Genomic DNA, 13,693 nt, shown 5'->3' on the forward strand with positions numbered 1-13,693 from the left:
CCACCGGCGATCGCCGCCGACGAGCCGCCGCTCGAGCCGCCCGGCGAGCGCTCGAGATCCCAGGGATTCCGGCTCGCGCCGAAGATCAGGTTCTTCGTGATGGCCGTGTAGCCGAACTCCGGCGCGTTGGTCTTGCCGACGACGATCGCACCCGCCGCCTTCAGGCGGGCGACGTAGGCCGTATCGGCGTCGGCGATCCGATCCTCGAGGAGCCGCGAGCCGTGGGTGGTCTCGATCCCCGCGACGTCGTCGATATCCTTGACGGCGACGGGAACGCCGTGAAGCGGGGCCAGCGGCTCGCCGTCCTCGACCGCGCGTTCGGCCTCTGCGGCCGCCTCGCGGGCCGACTCCGCCGCGACGGTGACGAACGCGTTCGTTCGGTCGTTTCGCTCGCGGATGCGCTCGAGGTGGTCGTCGACGACCTCGACGGGGGACAGCTCGCCGTCCCTGACGCGTCTCGCGATCCCGGCCGCGGAAAACTGTGTGCTATCTCCGCCCATAGTGACCGTCAGACGAACGGAGTGATAAGATTGGGTCCGGCGGCTTCAACCGCGGGCGGATCGCGACGGCTCGAGGGGCGTCCGGCGGCGCCGTCAGAACCGATCGATCGCGAACGGCTCGACTGGGTGATCGGTCTCCCCCTCGAGGGCGAGGTCGGCGAGGATCTCGCCGATGACGCTGGCGAACTTGAAGCCGTGACCGGAGAAGCCGGCGCCGACGACGACCCGCGGCTCCTCGGAGAGCGTATCGAGGACGAAGTCGTCGTCGGGCGTGTTCGTAAAGAGGCAGGTCCCCAGACCCATCGTCGGGCCGGCGCCGTCCGGGAAGTACCGTTCGGCGAACTCCCGGAGGAGCCGCTCGTCGGTCTGGGTCGGTTCGCGCTCGAGGGCGTCGGGGTCGACGACCTCCTCGCGGTGGTTGTACCGACCGAGCTTGAACCCCGGGACGTCGTGGACCGGAAAGCCGTAGTACCGGCCCTCGGGGACCTCGAGGTTCCAGACCGGGAACCGCTCGCGGTCGAAGTAGTCGGGCTCGGTCGGCTGGAACCACCCCAACACCTGCCGTTCGGGCACCAGCACCGATTCGAGGGCGTCGACGAACCGTCCGGCCCACGCGCCCGCGGTGACGACGAGGCGGTCGGCCTCGTAGCCGTCGTGGTCGGTTTCGACGCGAACGCCGTCGCTCGTCGGGCGCCAGTCGACGACCCGCTCTCGGGCTCGGATCGTCGCCCCCGCCCGATGGGCGCGCTCGACGTGGGCGACGGTGCAGGTCTCGGGCTCGAGGAACCCTCCGTCGGGCTGGTAGATCGCCTCGTACCCCTCCGGCAGCCGGTAGCCGGGGTAGCGCTCCGTCAGATCGGTACTCGACAGGGCCTCGTACTCGAGGCCGTGTGCCTCGCAGGAGCGCCTCGAACCCGCCACCACCTCGCCGTCGGCGGGGCCGGCGTCGACCGACCCCGTGCGGTAGAACAGCCGTCGGTCGGCCGCGCGCTCGAGATCGTCCCACAGCTCGGCGGCTCGCTTCGCGAGCGGGACGTAAGCGGGATCCTCGGCGTAGGCGAGTCGGAACATCCGGGAGCGGCCGTGCGAGGAGCCGTAGCCGTGGGGGACGTCGTAGCGCTCGAGGCCGAGGACGTCTGCGCCCCGCGTCGCCAGGTGGGCGGTCGCGGCGCTCCCGACCCCACCGACGCCGAGGACGATCGCGTCGTACCGTTCGCTCATGCCGGCGTGTACGTCGAGGGGGTCGAAAACGCTTGTCAGTCCCGCCGGTCGTCCGTTCGCGCGCGCTCGCGGATCCGGCGCTGTTGGCGGCGTTCGGTGACGTGATCGATCCCGTCGGCCAGCTCCTCCCTGACCTCGTCCTCGAAGGCGTCGACGTCCTCGAGGAAGCCGTCCGAGAACTCCTCGACGAGCTCGTAGGTCCAGCGGTCGCTGATCGCGCCCGCCGGGAGGTGGTCGTCGCGCAGGCGGTCGGCCCACTCCTCGCGGCCGGCCTCGCGCAGTTCGTCTTCGGCGTCACCGATGCGGTCCATCGCGTGGCCGAGCTCGTGGTGGAACTGAAGCAGGTTCCCGTAGGCCCGGTGGACGTACTCGATGCCGAGCTGGAGGTCGTGCAGGGCCGCTTCTTCCGTTTCGCTCAGCTCGAGGCCGTCGATATCGGGGTCGGTATCGTGCGTCACGCGTCGTCCGAACGACGGCCGCCGAGAAAGGCGTTTCATACGGTTTCCTGTCCGTCAGTTCCGGCACAACCGCGACCCGGGCGGCGGTTGCACCGGGACATCGGTACAGCAATCCGTATCAGAACCGGGACTCGGGTTCGGTACTCGAGGCGTCGCCGGAACGGTTCGGCCGTCCGACCGGGTTCGTCGCGGTATCGGATTCGGCACCGGTGATCGTCTCCGTCGCCGGCATCGCCAGCACGCTCACCAGTCCGCTGATCGCCCCGGTGTGGTTCGCCCCGCTGCGGTGCTCCCGGCAGAGCCGACGGACCGTCTCGTACTCGACCCCGGGGAGGGCCCGGATCGTCGACTCGTGGTCGCGGACGAACGCCGGCAGCCAGTCCTCGCGCAACGCGGCCGCGTTCGTCCCCTCGTCGCCGTCTCCGACCCGCTCGCGGTAGAACTGGCCGAGCCAGTGTAACGCCTGCGGCCGGGAGAGCGAGACGCCGCTCTCGTTGTGCGGGATCGCCGCGAGATCGGGTGCGAGCCGGGATACCGCCCGGTTGACGACGTTCCGTCGCATCGCGTCCGACCGGGGGAGCTCGAGCGAGAGCTCGATCAGCCGGCGGTCGAGAAACGGGTAGACCGTCGGTAGCACCTGCGCGTCGGCGTACCGGTCGAAGGAGCTCTCGTTGGTCAGCGGGAACCAGAAGCCGACCCGACCGAGCTCCCCCATCGAGAGGTAGTCGATCCCGTGATCGCGGACTCCCTCGCTCGTATCCGTCAGGGCCCCCTCGAGCACCCGGCGGGCGGACGAGACGGCGTCGGTGTCGACGTACGCGGGCGTCGGTTTCGATCGCGTCTCCAGGAACTGTCGCCGATCCTCGGTCGCCCGTCCGATCGGAAGCGAGACCTCGCCGAACGGCGTCGAGAGCCGGCGGCGGGGGAGCGTCCACCCCTTGAAGAAGACGTCGGCGTACAGCCCCGAGACGAGCGTGTCGACGCCCTCGCGGATCTCGTCGGCGACCGCGAGGGTTCGCGCCTCGTTGAACCAGCCGATCCCGTTGCCGTGTCGGCCGTAGGCCTCGAGCAGCGCCGGCGTCCGATCGGAGAGGTCGAGTCGGGTGAACGGGACGTCGACGGTTCGGGCGACGCGGGCCGCGACGGTCGATTCGTCGGCCGGCGTCGCCGATCCCGCGGCGAAGCCGTACGCCCGGTCGGGATCGACCGTCGCCGCGAGGAGCCTCGAGTCGCTGCCGCCCGAGAGCAATAGCCCGTGGCTCCGCCCGGACCGAACCCGGTCGTCGACGGCGGCGGTAAAGCGGTCGAGGAACCGATCGACGAACCGGTCGGCGGAGAGGGACGTCGGCCGCGGGGTCGGGTACCAGTAGCGGTCGTGCTCGAGCCGATCCTCGCTTCCGAACTCGACCGTCGCGATCGAGGCGGGCGGTAGCTGTGCGACGTCCTCGAAGAGGGTCAGACTTCCCCGGACCCGTTTGTGGGCGAGGTACTCGACCAGTCCGGGGGGATCGAACGCGGCCGGAGTCGCGGGGTGGTCGACCAGCGACTGGACGGACGTCGAGAACAGCAGCCGGTCGCCGCTCGAGTGGTAGTACAGCGGCCGACTGCCGAGGAGATCCGTCACGAGCCGCAGTTTTCCGCCCTCGCGCTCGAGCACGACCGCGACGAACTCACCGTTGAGTTCGGTCAGCGCCTCGAGCCCGTCGGCAGCGTACTCGCGCGCGCAGAACTCCGGGGTCGAGACGCCCGTCGGCCGTCGGTTCCGCGAGCTGTCCTCGAGACGGCTGTAGACGGTGCCCGACACCAGCAGCGTCGCGTTTCGCTCCGGAACCGGGATCGGCTGCGGGGTTCGTCGGTGCGTCGTCGCGAAGCAGGTCAGCCCGGAGCCGTCGTGTCTCGCCTCCTCGCCGACGCCGTCTCGACCAATCCACTCGGCTATCGACCCGATATCCGGTCTCTCCCTCCCGAACGCACCGCAGACCCCGACCATTACGGGTCACTTGGGAAACGGGGGGTATTACGCTTCGGCCTACCAGTCCAGATTTCGGCCGCCGCGGCTCCGTTTCCCGTCCCGTCCCGGCCGCGCCTCAGGCGTCGGCCCGGAGCAGCGTCGTGAACTCCCGAGCGAACGCCTCGACGTCCTCCCAGTCGGTGTACTCGTAGTCCCTCGAGGTGTCGGTGTCGCCGCTCGCCCGGCCCGCGATCCGTCGCATCACGAACCGCTTGAGCAGGCCGTACTCGCTGTACTTGAGCGCGCCCGCGACCGCCAGCGTGCCGTCGGGGTTCCACCCCGTCTCGTCGAGGAACTCCTCGAGCAGTTCCGCGGCGGGCGCGCGCTCGTCGGGATCGTCGTGGGCCGCGGTGAGGCTGACCGAGAAGAAGGCCGACGGGCGCCGATTCAGGGTCTCGAGGTGGTCTCGGACGAACGACCCGACGTAGCGCTGGTGGGAGCCGCCGTGGATCGACGCGCCGACGACGATCCCGTCGTAGGAATCGGGCTCGAGTTCGCCCGGCGGGTGTTTCAGGTGCGCGAGGATTACGTCGTGGCCCTCGCCGTCGACGACGTCGCCCATCCGCTCGGCGACCGTCGCGGTCTGTCCCTCGCTCGTGCCGTAGCAGATCAGGACTCGAGCCACGGGCGATCACCTCGAGCGGCCGGAGTGGAAACGACCATACGCCTCCTCCGACTCGCAGTTGCATCAAGGCGCAGGTGCCCCTCAGAGCGACAGCGTCTCGCCGAGCGCCGGGGCTTCGGCCACGACCCCTTCCCCTCGAAGCTCCTCCGCGAAGGCCGCACAGCGGTCGCCGTGGTTGACCAGAACGCGGGCGTCCGCGTAAGGGGCGAGGAACTCGAGCAGACCCTCCCGGTCGGCGTGAGCCGAGAAGTCGTACTGCTCGACCTGCGCGCTGACCCGCATCGAGCGCCCGTCGATCACCGCACTGCCGGTCTCGTACAGCTCGCGACCGGGGGTGCCCTCGACCTGATAGCCCGTCATGGCGATCTTGTTCGTCGGATGCGAGCGGATCGCCGGAACGTAGGTCATCGCGGGGCCGCCGTGGAGCATCCCGCTGGTCGTGACGATCACCGTACTCTGTTCGGCGATGCGCTCTCGCTGCCCGTCACGGCCGTCGACGAACCGTGCGTTGCCCTTCGCTCGCCGGAGCAGATCGGGATCGCGCAGGAACTCGCGGTTTCGCTCGCGAAGGAAGAGTTCGGTGACGCGTTTGCCCATCCCGTCGACGTAGCACTCGAGGTCGTGTTCCTCGCAGATGCACAGGATCTCCTGGGTGCGGCCGATCGCGAACGCGGGGACGACGACGGTGCCGCCCTCCCAGAGGGTGGTCTCGAGGCTGTCGACGAACGATCGCTCGATCTCCTCGCGGGGCGGGCGGCTCACGTCGGAGTAGGTGCTCTCGCAGATCACGGCGTCGGCGTCGGGACGGGCTGCGGTGCCGGAGAGGAGCTGCTGGTCTTCGGTGTGGAAGTCGCCGGTGTACAGCAGCCGCGTGTCGCCGTCCGAGACCAGCACGTGTGCGCTGCCGGGAACGTGGCCCGCGTCGAAGAAGGTGATCTCGTACCCCGCGGCCTCGAACGGGTCGCCGTAGCCGTGGGTTTCCGAGACCTGCGCGAGGCGGGCGACCTCGGTCTCCGTAAACGGGCAGTTGTACGTTCCTCCGTGCAGTTTGAGCGTGTCCCGCGCGAGCACCGTCGCGAGAGCGTCCGTCGGCGGCGTCCAGTGGATCGGCGGGCGGGCGTCGCCCGACAGCAGGGTCGGGATCGAGCCGACGTGATCGAGGTGGCCGTGGCCGACGACGACCGCGTCGGGGTCGACGTCGTCGATGGGAAACGACGGTGGGTTTCCCGAGTCCATGCCGAAATCTAGCAGCAAGGAGTCGTCGATCAGCACCGCACTCCGACCGATTTCGCGAGCCCCGCCCAGAAACCGAACGTCCATACCGCTCGTTTTCGCTCGAGTCGCTTGCCTCCGTCGGTTCGCCGGCCCCGTCAGTGGTCGTCGCCCAGCGCTCGCCCGACGAGAAAGAGCAGGGCGAAACACAACAGTACCATCGCGGCCTGGGAGAGAGCCGCGACCGGGCTGTCGGCGGAACCGCCGGTCACGAGCGTCCAGGCGTCGGTGAGTCCCCGCGTGCTGCCCGCGATACCGAGCAGCGCCAGCAGTCCGTAGCCGTAGACGGCGATCCGTCGCTGCCCCGTCGCGCGGCCGACCCAGCCGAGCGCGACGACGGCGATTCCGAAAAACGTCGGGATGAGCGCCGTCACGCTCGCAAACCCGGTTCCCACGTACGCGACCGCACCGAGAAGGACCAGGAGGACGCCGATCGCGATTCCGCCGCCGAACAGCCCCGTTTCGTCAGTCTCCATATCTGATACGAGTTTCGGCGGGGTAATACTGGTTACGCTCGAGCCGTCGCCGACGAACCGAGTCCTCCGGCGGACGGGGCTCAGGAGGAGCCGTTCGACCGGGCCTCGCCGGCCGAGGGATCGCTCGAGGGAGCCGTCCGGCGGAGGACGCCGATGAGGTAGACGTCGAGCAGACAGACGATCAACACCGCGAGCGGGATCGCGACGTCGGCGTAGCTGACCGACTCGAACTGCAGGGCGGTGACGACGAACGGGTCGCCGAGCGCGAGGGCACCCGAGACCGACCGCGCGCTGAGGAAGCCGAGCGCGAGGACGTAGAGGCCGAACCAGATCGTTCCCCGTTTCCACTGGCCGAGATACCAGTGGCCCAGGCCGGCGATCAGCGCCGTGAGGAGATAGGCCGGCCAGAACGGTCGTCTGCGATCGGTCATACCTGACAGTTTGGGACGGGGAACAATCGGTGTTTCCCCTCCCGGCCTCCGGTCAGTCGCTCGGTTCCGGCTCCGCCGTCGCCGACGGGGCGTCGCCGACCACGTTGTCCGTCCAGGTCCCCCGCAGGAACCACGCCGCGGTGACGATCGCCGAGAGGGCGTACGAGATCGCGACGGCGTACCAGACGCCGATGACGCCCATGTCGAGCACGGCGATGGCGACCGCGGCGATCGGAATGCGGTACAGCCACAGCTCCTGGATCGACAGCAGCATGGCCGCCCGGGTCGAGCCGCTCCCCCGGATTCCGCCGAGCATGATCTGGAAGACCCCGAGGAAGAGGTAGGAGGGGCCGGCGATCGTGATGTAGGCGGCGCCGTAGGCGATCACCTGCGCCGACTCCTCGCCCTCGATGAAGACCGCCGTGATCGGTTCGGCGAACTGGTAGGCGACCCCGATCACGACGGCGAAGATCGAGAGGACGAGCGCCGCGCTGAGCGTGACCGCCTGCTTGGCGCGCTCGACCTGCTCGGCGCCCAAGTTCTGGCCGACGACGGTCTCGGTCCCGCGGGCGAGCCCGAGCGCGGGCAGGAACATCAGCGAGGAGAGCCGGTTGACGATCCCGTAGGCGGCGACCGCCTCGGTTCCGGCGATGGCGATCAGCGCCGTGAGGACGGTGATCCCGAACGCGCGAAACCCCTGCTCGGTTGCGATCGGCCCGCCGATCTCGAGGATCTTCCGAACGGTCCCGCTCTCGAGGCGGAGATCCGACAGCGAGGGCTGGAGCCCAACCCGGCCCGAAAAGAGCAGGTAGAGCCCGATTACTGCGGCGGTACCGCGGGAGAACACCGTCGCGACGGCGGCGCCCGCGACGCCGTAGCCCTCGAAGCCGGTCGCCTCGTAGAGGGTCGTCTCGAGGCCCGCCAGCCCGGCCCAGGCGAACATCGGGTTGTCGGTGAAGCCGAGGATGAGGAAGGGGTCGATGACGACGTTGATCGCGACGCTGATTACCATCAGGTACAGCGGGGTTCGGGTGTCGCCCCACCCTCGCGAGAGCGCATCGAAGATGAAAAACCAGAACATGAACGCGACGCCGACGAAGACGATCCGGGTGTAGGTGACGGCGTAGGTGAAGGCGTCGCTGCCCGGCTCCGCGCCGATCAGGCGGATCATCCAGGGCGAGAGGAGGTAGCCGACGATGCCGAACACGATCGCGACGATCGTGACGAACGAGAGGGTCTGGCCGGCGACGTGCGAGGAGCGCGTGAAGTTTCCTGCGCCCTTGTGCTGGGAGATCAGCACCGTCCCGGCGACGGTCAGGCCGCCGCCGACGCTGACCATCAGGAAGACGATCGCCCACGAGTACGACAGCGCGGCGACGGCGTCGCCCCCGAGCCGACCGACCCAGTAGGTGTCGGCGAGGTTGTAGCCGACCTGTAACAGCTGGCTGGCGACGATCGGCGCTGAGAGGAGCAACAGCGGCTTGAACAGGTCGCCGTCGGTGACGTTGACCGAGCGATCGGTTTCCGACCCGCTCACTCACACCCCTCCGTCCTCTCGGCGTCGCTCTCGCTTCCCTCGTCGGTATCGAAGTCGACGAGCAGTCGTCTGTGCGTGTCCGCTTCGTCCGGAACGGTCCCCGGATCCCTGTCGGCCGGGAACGACGCCCCCTCGGCGAGCAGGTCGTCGAACATCCAAGTGGCTGTCGCCGCGCGAACCTGCTCCAAGTACTCGTCGCGGCCGATCGTCAGCTGTCGGATACGGGCTCCGTCGAAGGCAGCGATCAGCAGCGCCGCGGTCTCCTCGAGGTCGTGCTCGCTGAACTCGCCGGCCTCGAGCCCCTCCCGGAGGATCTCCTCGAGGACCTCGCGGAGCTGGTCGTCGCTCTTGCGGAGCTTCTTCCGGAACGCCTCGTTGTACGGTGCCTGCGTGCGCAACTCGAGCATCGCGACGTGGAACGACTGGCGGTCGTTCTCCTCGGGGCCGTAGAGGAACCAGTCGACGAACACCGCCAGCCGTTCGACCGGCGGGAGGTCGCGGGTCTCGGCGACCCGCTCGTCGAAGCGCTCGAAGAGGAACTCGAGAAAGTCCGCCAGCAGATCCTCCTTGGAGTCGTAGTGGTAGAACAGCAGCGACTTGCTCTTGTCCGTTCTGTCGGCGATATCCTGTGCCGTCAGCTCGGTGTAGCCGTGCTCGCACAGCGCCTCGTATGTCCCGCGCATGATCGACGCGCGAACGTCCGGATCGGTCACTAACTGACTAGTTAGTCAGCGCCGATAAAGGGTATTTCGGTTCGAAGGGGTGTTCGAGACTCCCACGCTCACTTCCGGTACTGACGGACGCCGAACGGTTCGTAACCGCCGAAGGCGATCTCGAGCGAGCCGATCCACCAGTTCCAGCGCTCGGGCGGGCCGCCATCGGGCGCGTCCGCGAGCTCCTCGAGGACGACCTCGGTCGTGAGTCGGATTCCGGTGTCGACCTCGTACCGGCCCGAATCGGCGAGGTCCGTGGCCTGGCGGGCGACGACGCGAGCGGCGCCGCTCGAGCCGCCGAACTCCTCGCACAATTGTCGCTCGAGACGGTCGCGATCGAGGCTCACGGGAATCGGTACGCACCGAGGGCGGTAAACGGCACCGACCGCGGGCGGGCGGGCGTCGCGTCGAGACCGTGTTTCGATGTGTTTTTGAGCGCGCGCCGTTTTTCCCCGGGCATGGCAAGTTTCACAGTCGTCGTCGGCGATCCGGACTCCGGATCGACCTACCAGCTCGAAGCGGAGGAACAGGACGCGAACCGGTTTATCGGCAAGTCGATCGGCGAGGAAGTCGACGGCGGCGCCGTCGGTCTCGACGGCTACACGCTCGAGATCACCGGCGGCTCCGACGAGGCCGGCCGACCGCTCAGCCCCGACGTCGCCGGACCGAACCTCGAGGAAGTGCTGATGAAGGGCCGACAGGTCGGTTACCAGCCCACCCGGGACGGCGAGCGCCGACGCGTCACGGTTCGCGGTCGCGAAGTTTCCGACGCCGTCGCACAGATCAACGCCTCCGTCGTCGAGTCCGGTAGCAGCGACATCGACGAGCTGCTGGGCGGCGACGACGAGTAACGATCCCGTTTCTCTACGATGGCAGACAGAGTCTCGAGTGACCACCCGTCAGTCCGGACCGTTCGCTCGACGTGTACCGAGACGGCGACAGGGCACAAACTCGACATTCCGGCCGAGGACCGCGAGGCGTTCGCCCACGACGAGGTCGTCCGCGTCGTCCTCGACGGCACCGAGCGGTTCGCACGTATCGAACGCGCCCTCACGGGCGAGGAGCTGTCGGTTCCGGGCGTCTACGACACGCCCGAGATGGCCCGGAACCCTGGTGAGGGAACCGACCGACTCCGGGAGTGGATCGACGACCACGGGATCCGCGCGGGCGGCTCGGTGCTGGTCGACGTCGTCGAACCGGAGTTTCTCTACGGACTCAGAGGGCCCGGCGAGACGAACTTCTACGACGCCCGCGAACCGCCGAGCGACAGCTTGAGCGACATCGCCGACGGGCTGGGATCGGAGTGACGGCTCGAAGCGACGCCGGCCGCTACTGGTCCGTGGCCGGATAGGAGGAGAGAAACCGGTCCAGCAACAGCCCGAAGGCGAGATGCTGGGTCATCGTTCGCTCGAGGGTCGCGCGGACGTAGGCCTCGTCGACGACGGAGTACTCCTTCGTCCGGACCTTCGCGTGCATCGACAGCACGTCCTCCTCCTCGAGGTCGTGCAGACAGGGGTAGACCGTCCCCGGGCTGAGCTGTGCGTCGAACAGCTCGGTCAGATCCGCGAGCAGCTCCTTCCCGTGTGTCGACCCGTGAACGGCGACGAGCACGAGCAACAGCTCCTCGAGGTTGTCCTTGACCAGCGACTCGTCGAGGGTAACCTCGTCGGTCGCGAGCGTGGCAGTCACCTGGTCGAGCAGTTCGTCGAGTTCGTGGTCTGTCGTCCCCGGTTCGGCCGTCTCGAGGCCGGTAGCGCCGGCACTTCCGGACTCGGCGCTCGAGCGGTCGTCGAAGGCGAACGCGGTGGAGGGGTCGTGTTTGCTCATTGATGATCACGGCGGTGTCGTGGCTGGGCCGCTACCGGAGCCGGGGGAGTCGCGGCGCGAGGACCGTCCTCGGCCGACAGCCGCCCTGATCCGGCGCTCCGTCGCGGTCTCGGCGGGTGCCGAGGGGAGCGGAGTGGGCCCGTGCGACTACCGGTTCCTCGTGTCGAAACGTAATAAGTAACAGGGTTCTTTATTTTCATTATTTGCTTAAGTAGGGTGTTTAAAATATTTTTGTGGGTGCCTCAGTACCGCTATGTCGGGATCGGAGTGTCGGGAACGACGTCTCTCGAGATCAGCTTCCGATATCATAGTAATTCCTGAACGTTTTACGGACGAAAACGGATCGAAACGGTCGGGGTCGACTTACTCGTCGACGACGCCGACGACGTCGCCCGGGTCATCCGATCGGGCGTCGAACTGGCGGTCGATCCGCTGGTCGGCCATCCGTCCGACCAGCACGTCGTCGGCCAGACTCTCGCCGTTGAGGCGGGCGACGTAAGCGAGGCTCCGCGCGTGGGCGGCGAAGGCGCTTCCCTCGAGCGAGTCGATCGGCGAGGAGAGGTCGTCGGCTGCCGGAGCGCCGTCACCGTCCCGCGAAACCCCTCGAACGTAGGAGACGAGCTGCTCGCGAGCGCGGGGGCCGATCCACCCCAGTTCCTCGTAGTAGCGCAGGCAGTTCAGTGCACCCGTCGTTCCGAACCGATCGGTGAGGTACCGCATCCACTCGATGGTCGCGTCCGTTCGGTCGGTCGATCGGTCGAGGGTCTCGAGGTACGGTGTCGTGTCCGTCATTATTACTGAACGCTTCGTCGCCGAAAAGACAAGAAGCCTCGTTCGATTACGAACGGTGAGCCGTCAGACGGCCACGACGAACTCGACGAGGTACTGCGTCGTGGCGGCGACGACCGCGCCGACCCAGGTCAGGAGGACGAAGTGTACCAGGCCGCTGATGAAGTGTCCGCGGTCCGTGAGCCGGATGATGACCGCCGACAGCGCCGCGTTGAGCAGGATCGTCAACGTCAGCAGGTACTCGATCGTCGTGATGTTGTACTGTTCGGTGTGGAGGAGACCGTCGGTGAAATCGCCCGGGGCCGGCCCGCCGGCGACGTTGCTCCCGGGGTCTTCGGTTCCGCCGAGATCCATCTCCGTGGTGATGTCCATCATGATGTCGACGATCTCGAGGCCGATGAAGAAGGCGAAGACGCTCGCGGCGGTGATGCCGTACAGCACGCCGATGAGGGTCATCGTCTCCTGCTGGCGCTGCTCGCGGACCTTCAGCACCTGGTTGTAGTTCCTGCTGATGAGCTGACCCAACAGCTTCGGATCGCCCCCCATCCGCCGGCCGACGACGTACATGTCGCCGAACTTCTGGATGAGGTACGACCCCGTCTCGGCGGCGAACAGCCGCCAGGATCGGACGCCGTCGATCCGCATGTTGAGCCGCTTGTACAGTGCGTCGATGTTTTCGGTCAGCGCGCCGAAGTCCTTGTGGCGCAGGCTCGAGAGGACGCTGCTCGTCGAGGTCTGTTTGACGCTCTCGACGGCGCCGAGCGTCCGGACGAAACTCGGGAACTCGCCGTCGCGGATCTTGACCCGCTGTTCCTCCCGTCGCATCTTCCAGCCGGGGTACAGAAGCGGCGTTACCGGGATCGCCAGTAGGATCGACAGCGGGATATCGAGGTCGGGGACCGGAACGAACCCGAGCAGGGCGACGAGCACGCCGAGCGCCAGCACGACGCTCGTCCCGATACCGATCGCCAGCGCGGTCGGGATCCCGTCGGTCGGCCCGAAGCCGGCGGTCTCCTCTACGTACCAGACCGGATCGGCGGGCGCGATCAGGTGGATCGCGTAGACGAACCCGAGCTGGACGATCAGGAACATGACGATCGTGCCGGCGATCAGCAGCGTCGGGTTCGCCCCGACGAGGATCGGGAGGACGATCGCGAACACGAGGACGAACGCGACCGACAGCATCATCGACATGTACAGCTCCTTCATCACGTCGAGTTTCGCCAGGTCGGCCTCGTACCGGGTGACGAACTGCTGGATGATCGTGTCCTGCTCGTCGATCAGGAACTCGCTGATCTGCTGGCCGCCGCCGACCGTATAGGCGAGTCGCTCGAGGAAGTCCGTCAGCAGCGGGCTCGAGGTCTGTTTGGCCCGCATCCGACAGGCGTCGTCGAGGCTCATGTTCCAGGTGTCGACCATCGCCACGAGATGTCCCATCTCGTCGGCCAGGGCGTCGTACTCCTCCTCCTCGGCCAGGGTCCGGAAGATCTCGACGCGGTTGATGTTCGTCATCGAGAGCACCGTGATGTGGGTCAGAAAGAGGTGGAAGCGCTGTCGAACCTGCTTTCGTTTCCGCTCCTGGAGGAGTTTCGGGTAGCTGACCGCGACGGCGATCGCGAGCAGGCCGAGCAGGACGACCGGGAGCGTAAGCAGCAGGGGGAGACCCAGCAGCAGCGCCAGCACGGGCGTAAACAGGAAGAACCCGACCGCGGGCGCGACCACGAACAGGAGGTACCGCTCGGTCGAGAGCGCCATCTGTTCGTAGGCCATCCCGAGCTCGCGAAGCGCCGAGCGGGCGGCGAGCTCCGGCGACGACTGGGTCTCCGAGGACAT

Annotated in this window: 16 protein-coding genes; 2 read left to right on the forward strand and 14 right to left on the reverse strand. The window is 67.8% G+C overall.

The window, feature by feature from the left end; all coding sequences use genetic code 11:
• From ACNA7R_RS06125 to ACNA7R_RS06175, 11 genes are all read right to left on the reverse strand, one after another.
• The coding region (locus tag ACNA7R_RS06125) for an amidase family protein (protein ID WP_416282672.1) at positions 1-500 on the reverse strand (500 nt) is incomplete at its 3' end.
• Positions 501-593: 93 nt separating this feature from the next.
• Positions 594-1,721 (reverse strand): N-methyl-L-tryptophan oxidase, encoded by a 1,128-nt coding sequence (solA, locus tag ACNA7R_RS06130; RefSeq protein WP_416282673.1) that lies wholly within the window; start codon positions 1,719-1,721, stop codon positions 594-596.
• Between the two features lie 35 nt (positions 1,722-1,756).
• Positions 1,757-2,179, reverse strand: a complete 423-nt coding sequence (locus ACNA7R_RS06135) for a hypothetical protein (protein ID WP_416282674.1) — start codon at positions 2,177-2,179, stop codon at positions 1,757-1,759.
• 118 nt (positions 2,180-2,297) lie between these two features.
• Complete coding sequence (locus ACNA7R_RS06140; protein WP_416282675.1) at positions 2,298-4,169, reverse strand: asparagine synthase-related protein; 1,872 nt, start codon at positions 4,167-4,169, stop codon at positions 2,298-2,300.
• Between the two features lie 97 nt (positions 4,170-4,266).
• Positions 4,267-4,815 (reverse strand): flavodoxin domain-containing protein, encoded by a 549-nt coding sequence (locus ACNA7R_RS06145; RefSeq protein WP_416282676.1) that lies wholly within the window; start codon positions 4,813-4,815, stop codon positions 4,267-4,269.
• Positions 4,816-4,896: 81 nt separating this feature from the next.
• Positions 4,897-6,135 (reverse strand): MBL fold metallo-hydrolase, encoded by a 1,239-nt coding sequence (locus ACNA7R_RS06150; protein ID WP_416282678.1) that lies wholly within the window; start codon positions 6,133-6,135, stop codon positions 4,897-4,899.
• Positions 6,136-6,185: 50 nt separating this feature from the next.
• Positions 6,186-6,563 (reverse strand): hypothetical protein, encoded by a 378-nt coding sequence (locus ACNA7R_RS06155; RefSeq protein ID WP_416282679.1) that lies wholly within the window; start codon positions 6,561-6,563, stop codon positions 6,186-6,188.
• An 80-nt stretch (positions 6,564-6,643) separates the two neighbouring features.
• Positions 6,644-6,994, reverse strand: a complete 351-nt coding sequence (locus tag ACNA7R_RS06160; protein ID WP_416282680.1) for a hypothetical protein — start codon at positions 6,992-6,994, stop codon at positions 6,644-6,646.
• 52 nt (positions 6,995-7,046) lie between these two features.
• A complete protein-coding gene (locus ACNA7R_RS06165; RefSeq protein WP_416282681.1) occupies positions 7,047-8,531 on the reverse strand; it encodes an MATE family efflux transporter in 1,485 nt (494 codons plus the stop codon).
• The gene (locus ACNA7R_RS06170; RefSeq protein WP_416282682.1) at positions 8,528-9,244 is read right to left on the reverse strand and encodes a TetR family transcriptional regulator C-terminal domain-containing protein; all 717 of its coding nucleotides are present in this window, start codon (positions 9,242-9,244) and stop codon (positions 8,528-8,530) included. Before ACNA7R_RS06170 ends, ACNA7R_RS06165 begins: the two co-directional genes overlap by 4 nt.
• 68 nt (positions 9,245-9,312) lie before the next feature.
• Complete coding sequence (locus ACNA7R_RS06175) at positions 9,313-9,591, reverse strand: hypothetical protein (protein ID WP_416282683.1); 279 nt, start codon at positions 9,589-9,591, stop codon at positions 9,313-9,315.
• 111 nt (positions 9,592-9,702) lie between these two features.
• Between ACNA7R_RS06175 and ACNA7R_RS06180 the strand changes: the two genes are divergently transcribed.
• A complete protein-coding gene (locus ACNA7R_RS06180; RefSeq protein ID WP_416282685.1) occupies positions 9,703-10,095 on the forward strand; it encodes a 30S ribosomal protein S6e in 393 nt (130 codons plus the stop codon).
• Positions 10,096-10,113: 18 nt separating this feature from the next.
• Positions 10,114-10,551, forward strand: a complete 438-nt coding sequence (locus ACNA7R_RS06185; protein ID WP_416282686.1) for a hypothetical protein — start codon at positions 10,114-10,116, stop codon at positions 10,549-10,551.
• A 22-nt stretch (positions 10,552-10,573) separates the two neighbouring features.
• Here the strand turns inward: ACNA7R_RS06185 and ACNA7R_RS06190 are convergent, their stop codons facing one another.
• The 3 genes from ACNA7R_RS06190 to flaJ form a co-directional block, all read right to left on the reverse strand.
• The gene (locus tag ACNA7R_RS06190) at positions 10,574-11,071 is read right to left on the reverse strand and encodes a helix-turn-helix transcriptional regulator (protein WP_416282687.1); all 498 of its coding nucleotides are present in this window, start codon (positions 11,069-11,071) and stop codon (positions 10,574-10,576) included.
• 363 nt (positions 11,072-11,434) lie between these two features.
• Complete coding sequence (locus tag ACNA7R_RS06195; protein ID WP_416282688.1) at positions 11,435-11,863, reverse strand: FlaD/FlaE family flagellar protein; 429 nt, start codon at positions 11,861-11,863, stop codon at positions 11,435-11,437.
• A gap of 63 nt (positions 11,864-11,926) precedes the next feature.
• Entirely contained in the window at positions 11,927-13,693 is a 1,767-nt protein-coding gene (gene flaJ / locus ACNA7R_RS06200) for an archaellar assembly protein FlaJ (protein ID WP_416282689.1), read from the reverse strand.

Origin of the sequence: Natronococcus sp., from assembly GCF_047921035.1 — an archaeon.
GTDB lineage: Archaea > Halobacteriota > Halobacteria > Halobacteriales > Natrialbaceae > Natronococcus.

Bases quoted from the DNA above. Each gene is read 5' to 3' on its own strand.
- solA (WP_416282673.1), bottom strand. From the start codon at position 1,721: ATGAGCGAACGGTACGACGCGATCGTCCTCGGCGTCGGTGGGGTCGGG.
- ACNA7R_RS06140 (WP_416282675.1), bottom strand. From the start codon at position 4,169: ATGGTCGGGGTCTGCGGTGCGTTCGGGAGGGAGAGACCGGATATCGGG.
- ACNA7R_RS06150 (WP_416282678.1), bottom strand. From the start codon at position 6,135: ATGGACGTTCGGTTTCTGGGCGGGGCTCGCGAAATCGGTCGGAGTGCG.
- ACNA7R_RS06155 (WP_416282679.1), bottom strand. From the start codon at position 6,563: ATGGAGACTGACGAAACGGGGCTGTTCGGCGGCGGAATCGCGATCGGC.
- ACNA7R_RS06160 (WP_416282680.1), bottom strand. From the start codon at position 6,994: ATGACCGATCGCAGACGACCGTTCTGGCCGGCCTATCTCCTCACGGCG.
- ACNA7R_RS06180 (WP_416282685.1), top strand. From the start codon at position 9,703: ATGGCAAGTTTCACAGTCGTCGTCGGCGATCCGGACTCCGGATCGACC.
- ACNA7R_RS06185 (WP_416282686.1), top strand. From the start codon at position 10,114: ATGGCAGACAGAGTCTCGAGTGACCACCCGTCAGTCCGGACCGTTCGC.
- ACNA7R_RS06190 (WP_416282687.1), bottom strand. From the start codon at position 11,071: ATGAGCAAACACGACCCCTCCACCGCGTTCGCCTTCGACGACCGCTCG.
- ACNA7R_RS06195 (WP_416282688.1), bottom strand. From the start codon at position 11,863: ATGACGGACACGACACCGTACCTCGAGACCCTCGACCGATCGACCGAC.
- flaJ (WP_416282689.1), bottom strand. From the start codon at position 13,693: ATGTCCTCGGAGACCCAGTCGTCGCCGGAGCTCGCCGCCCGCTCGGCG.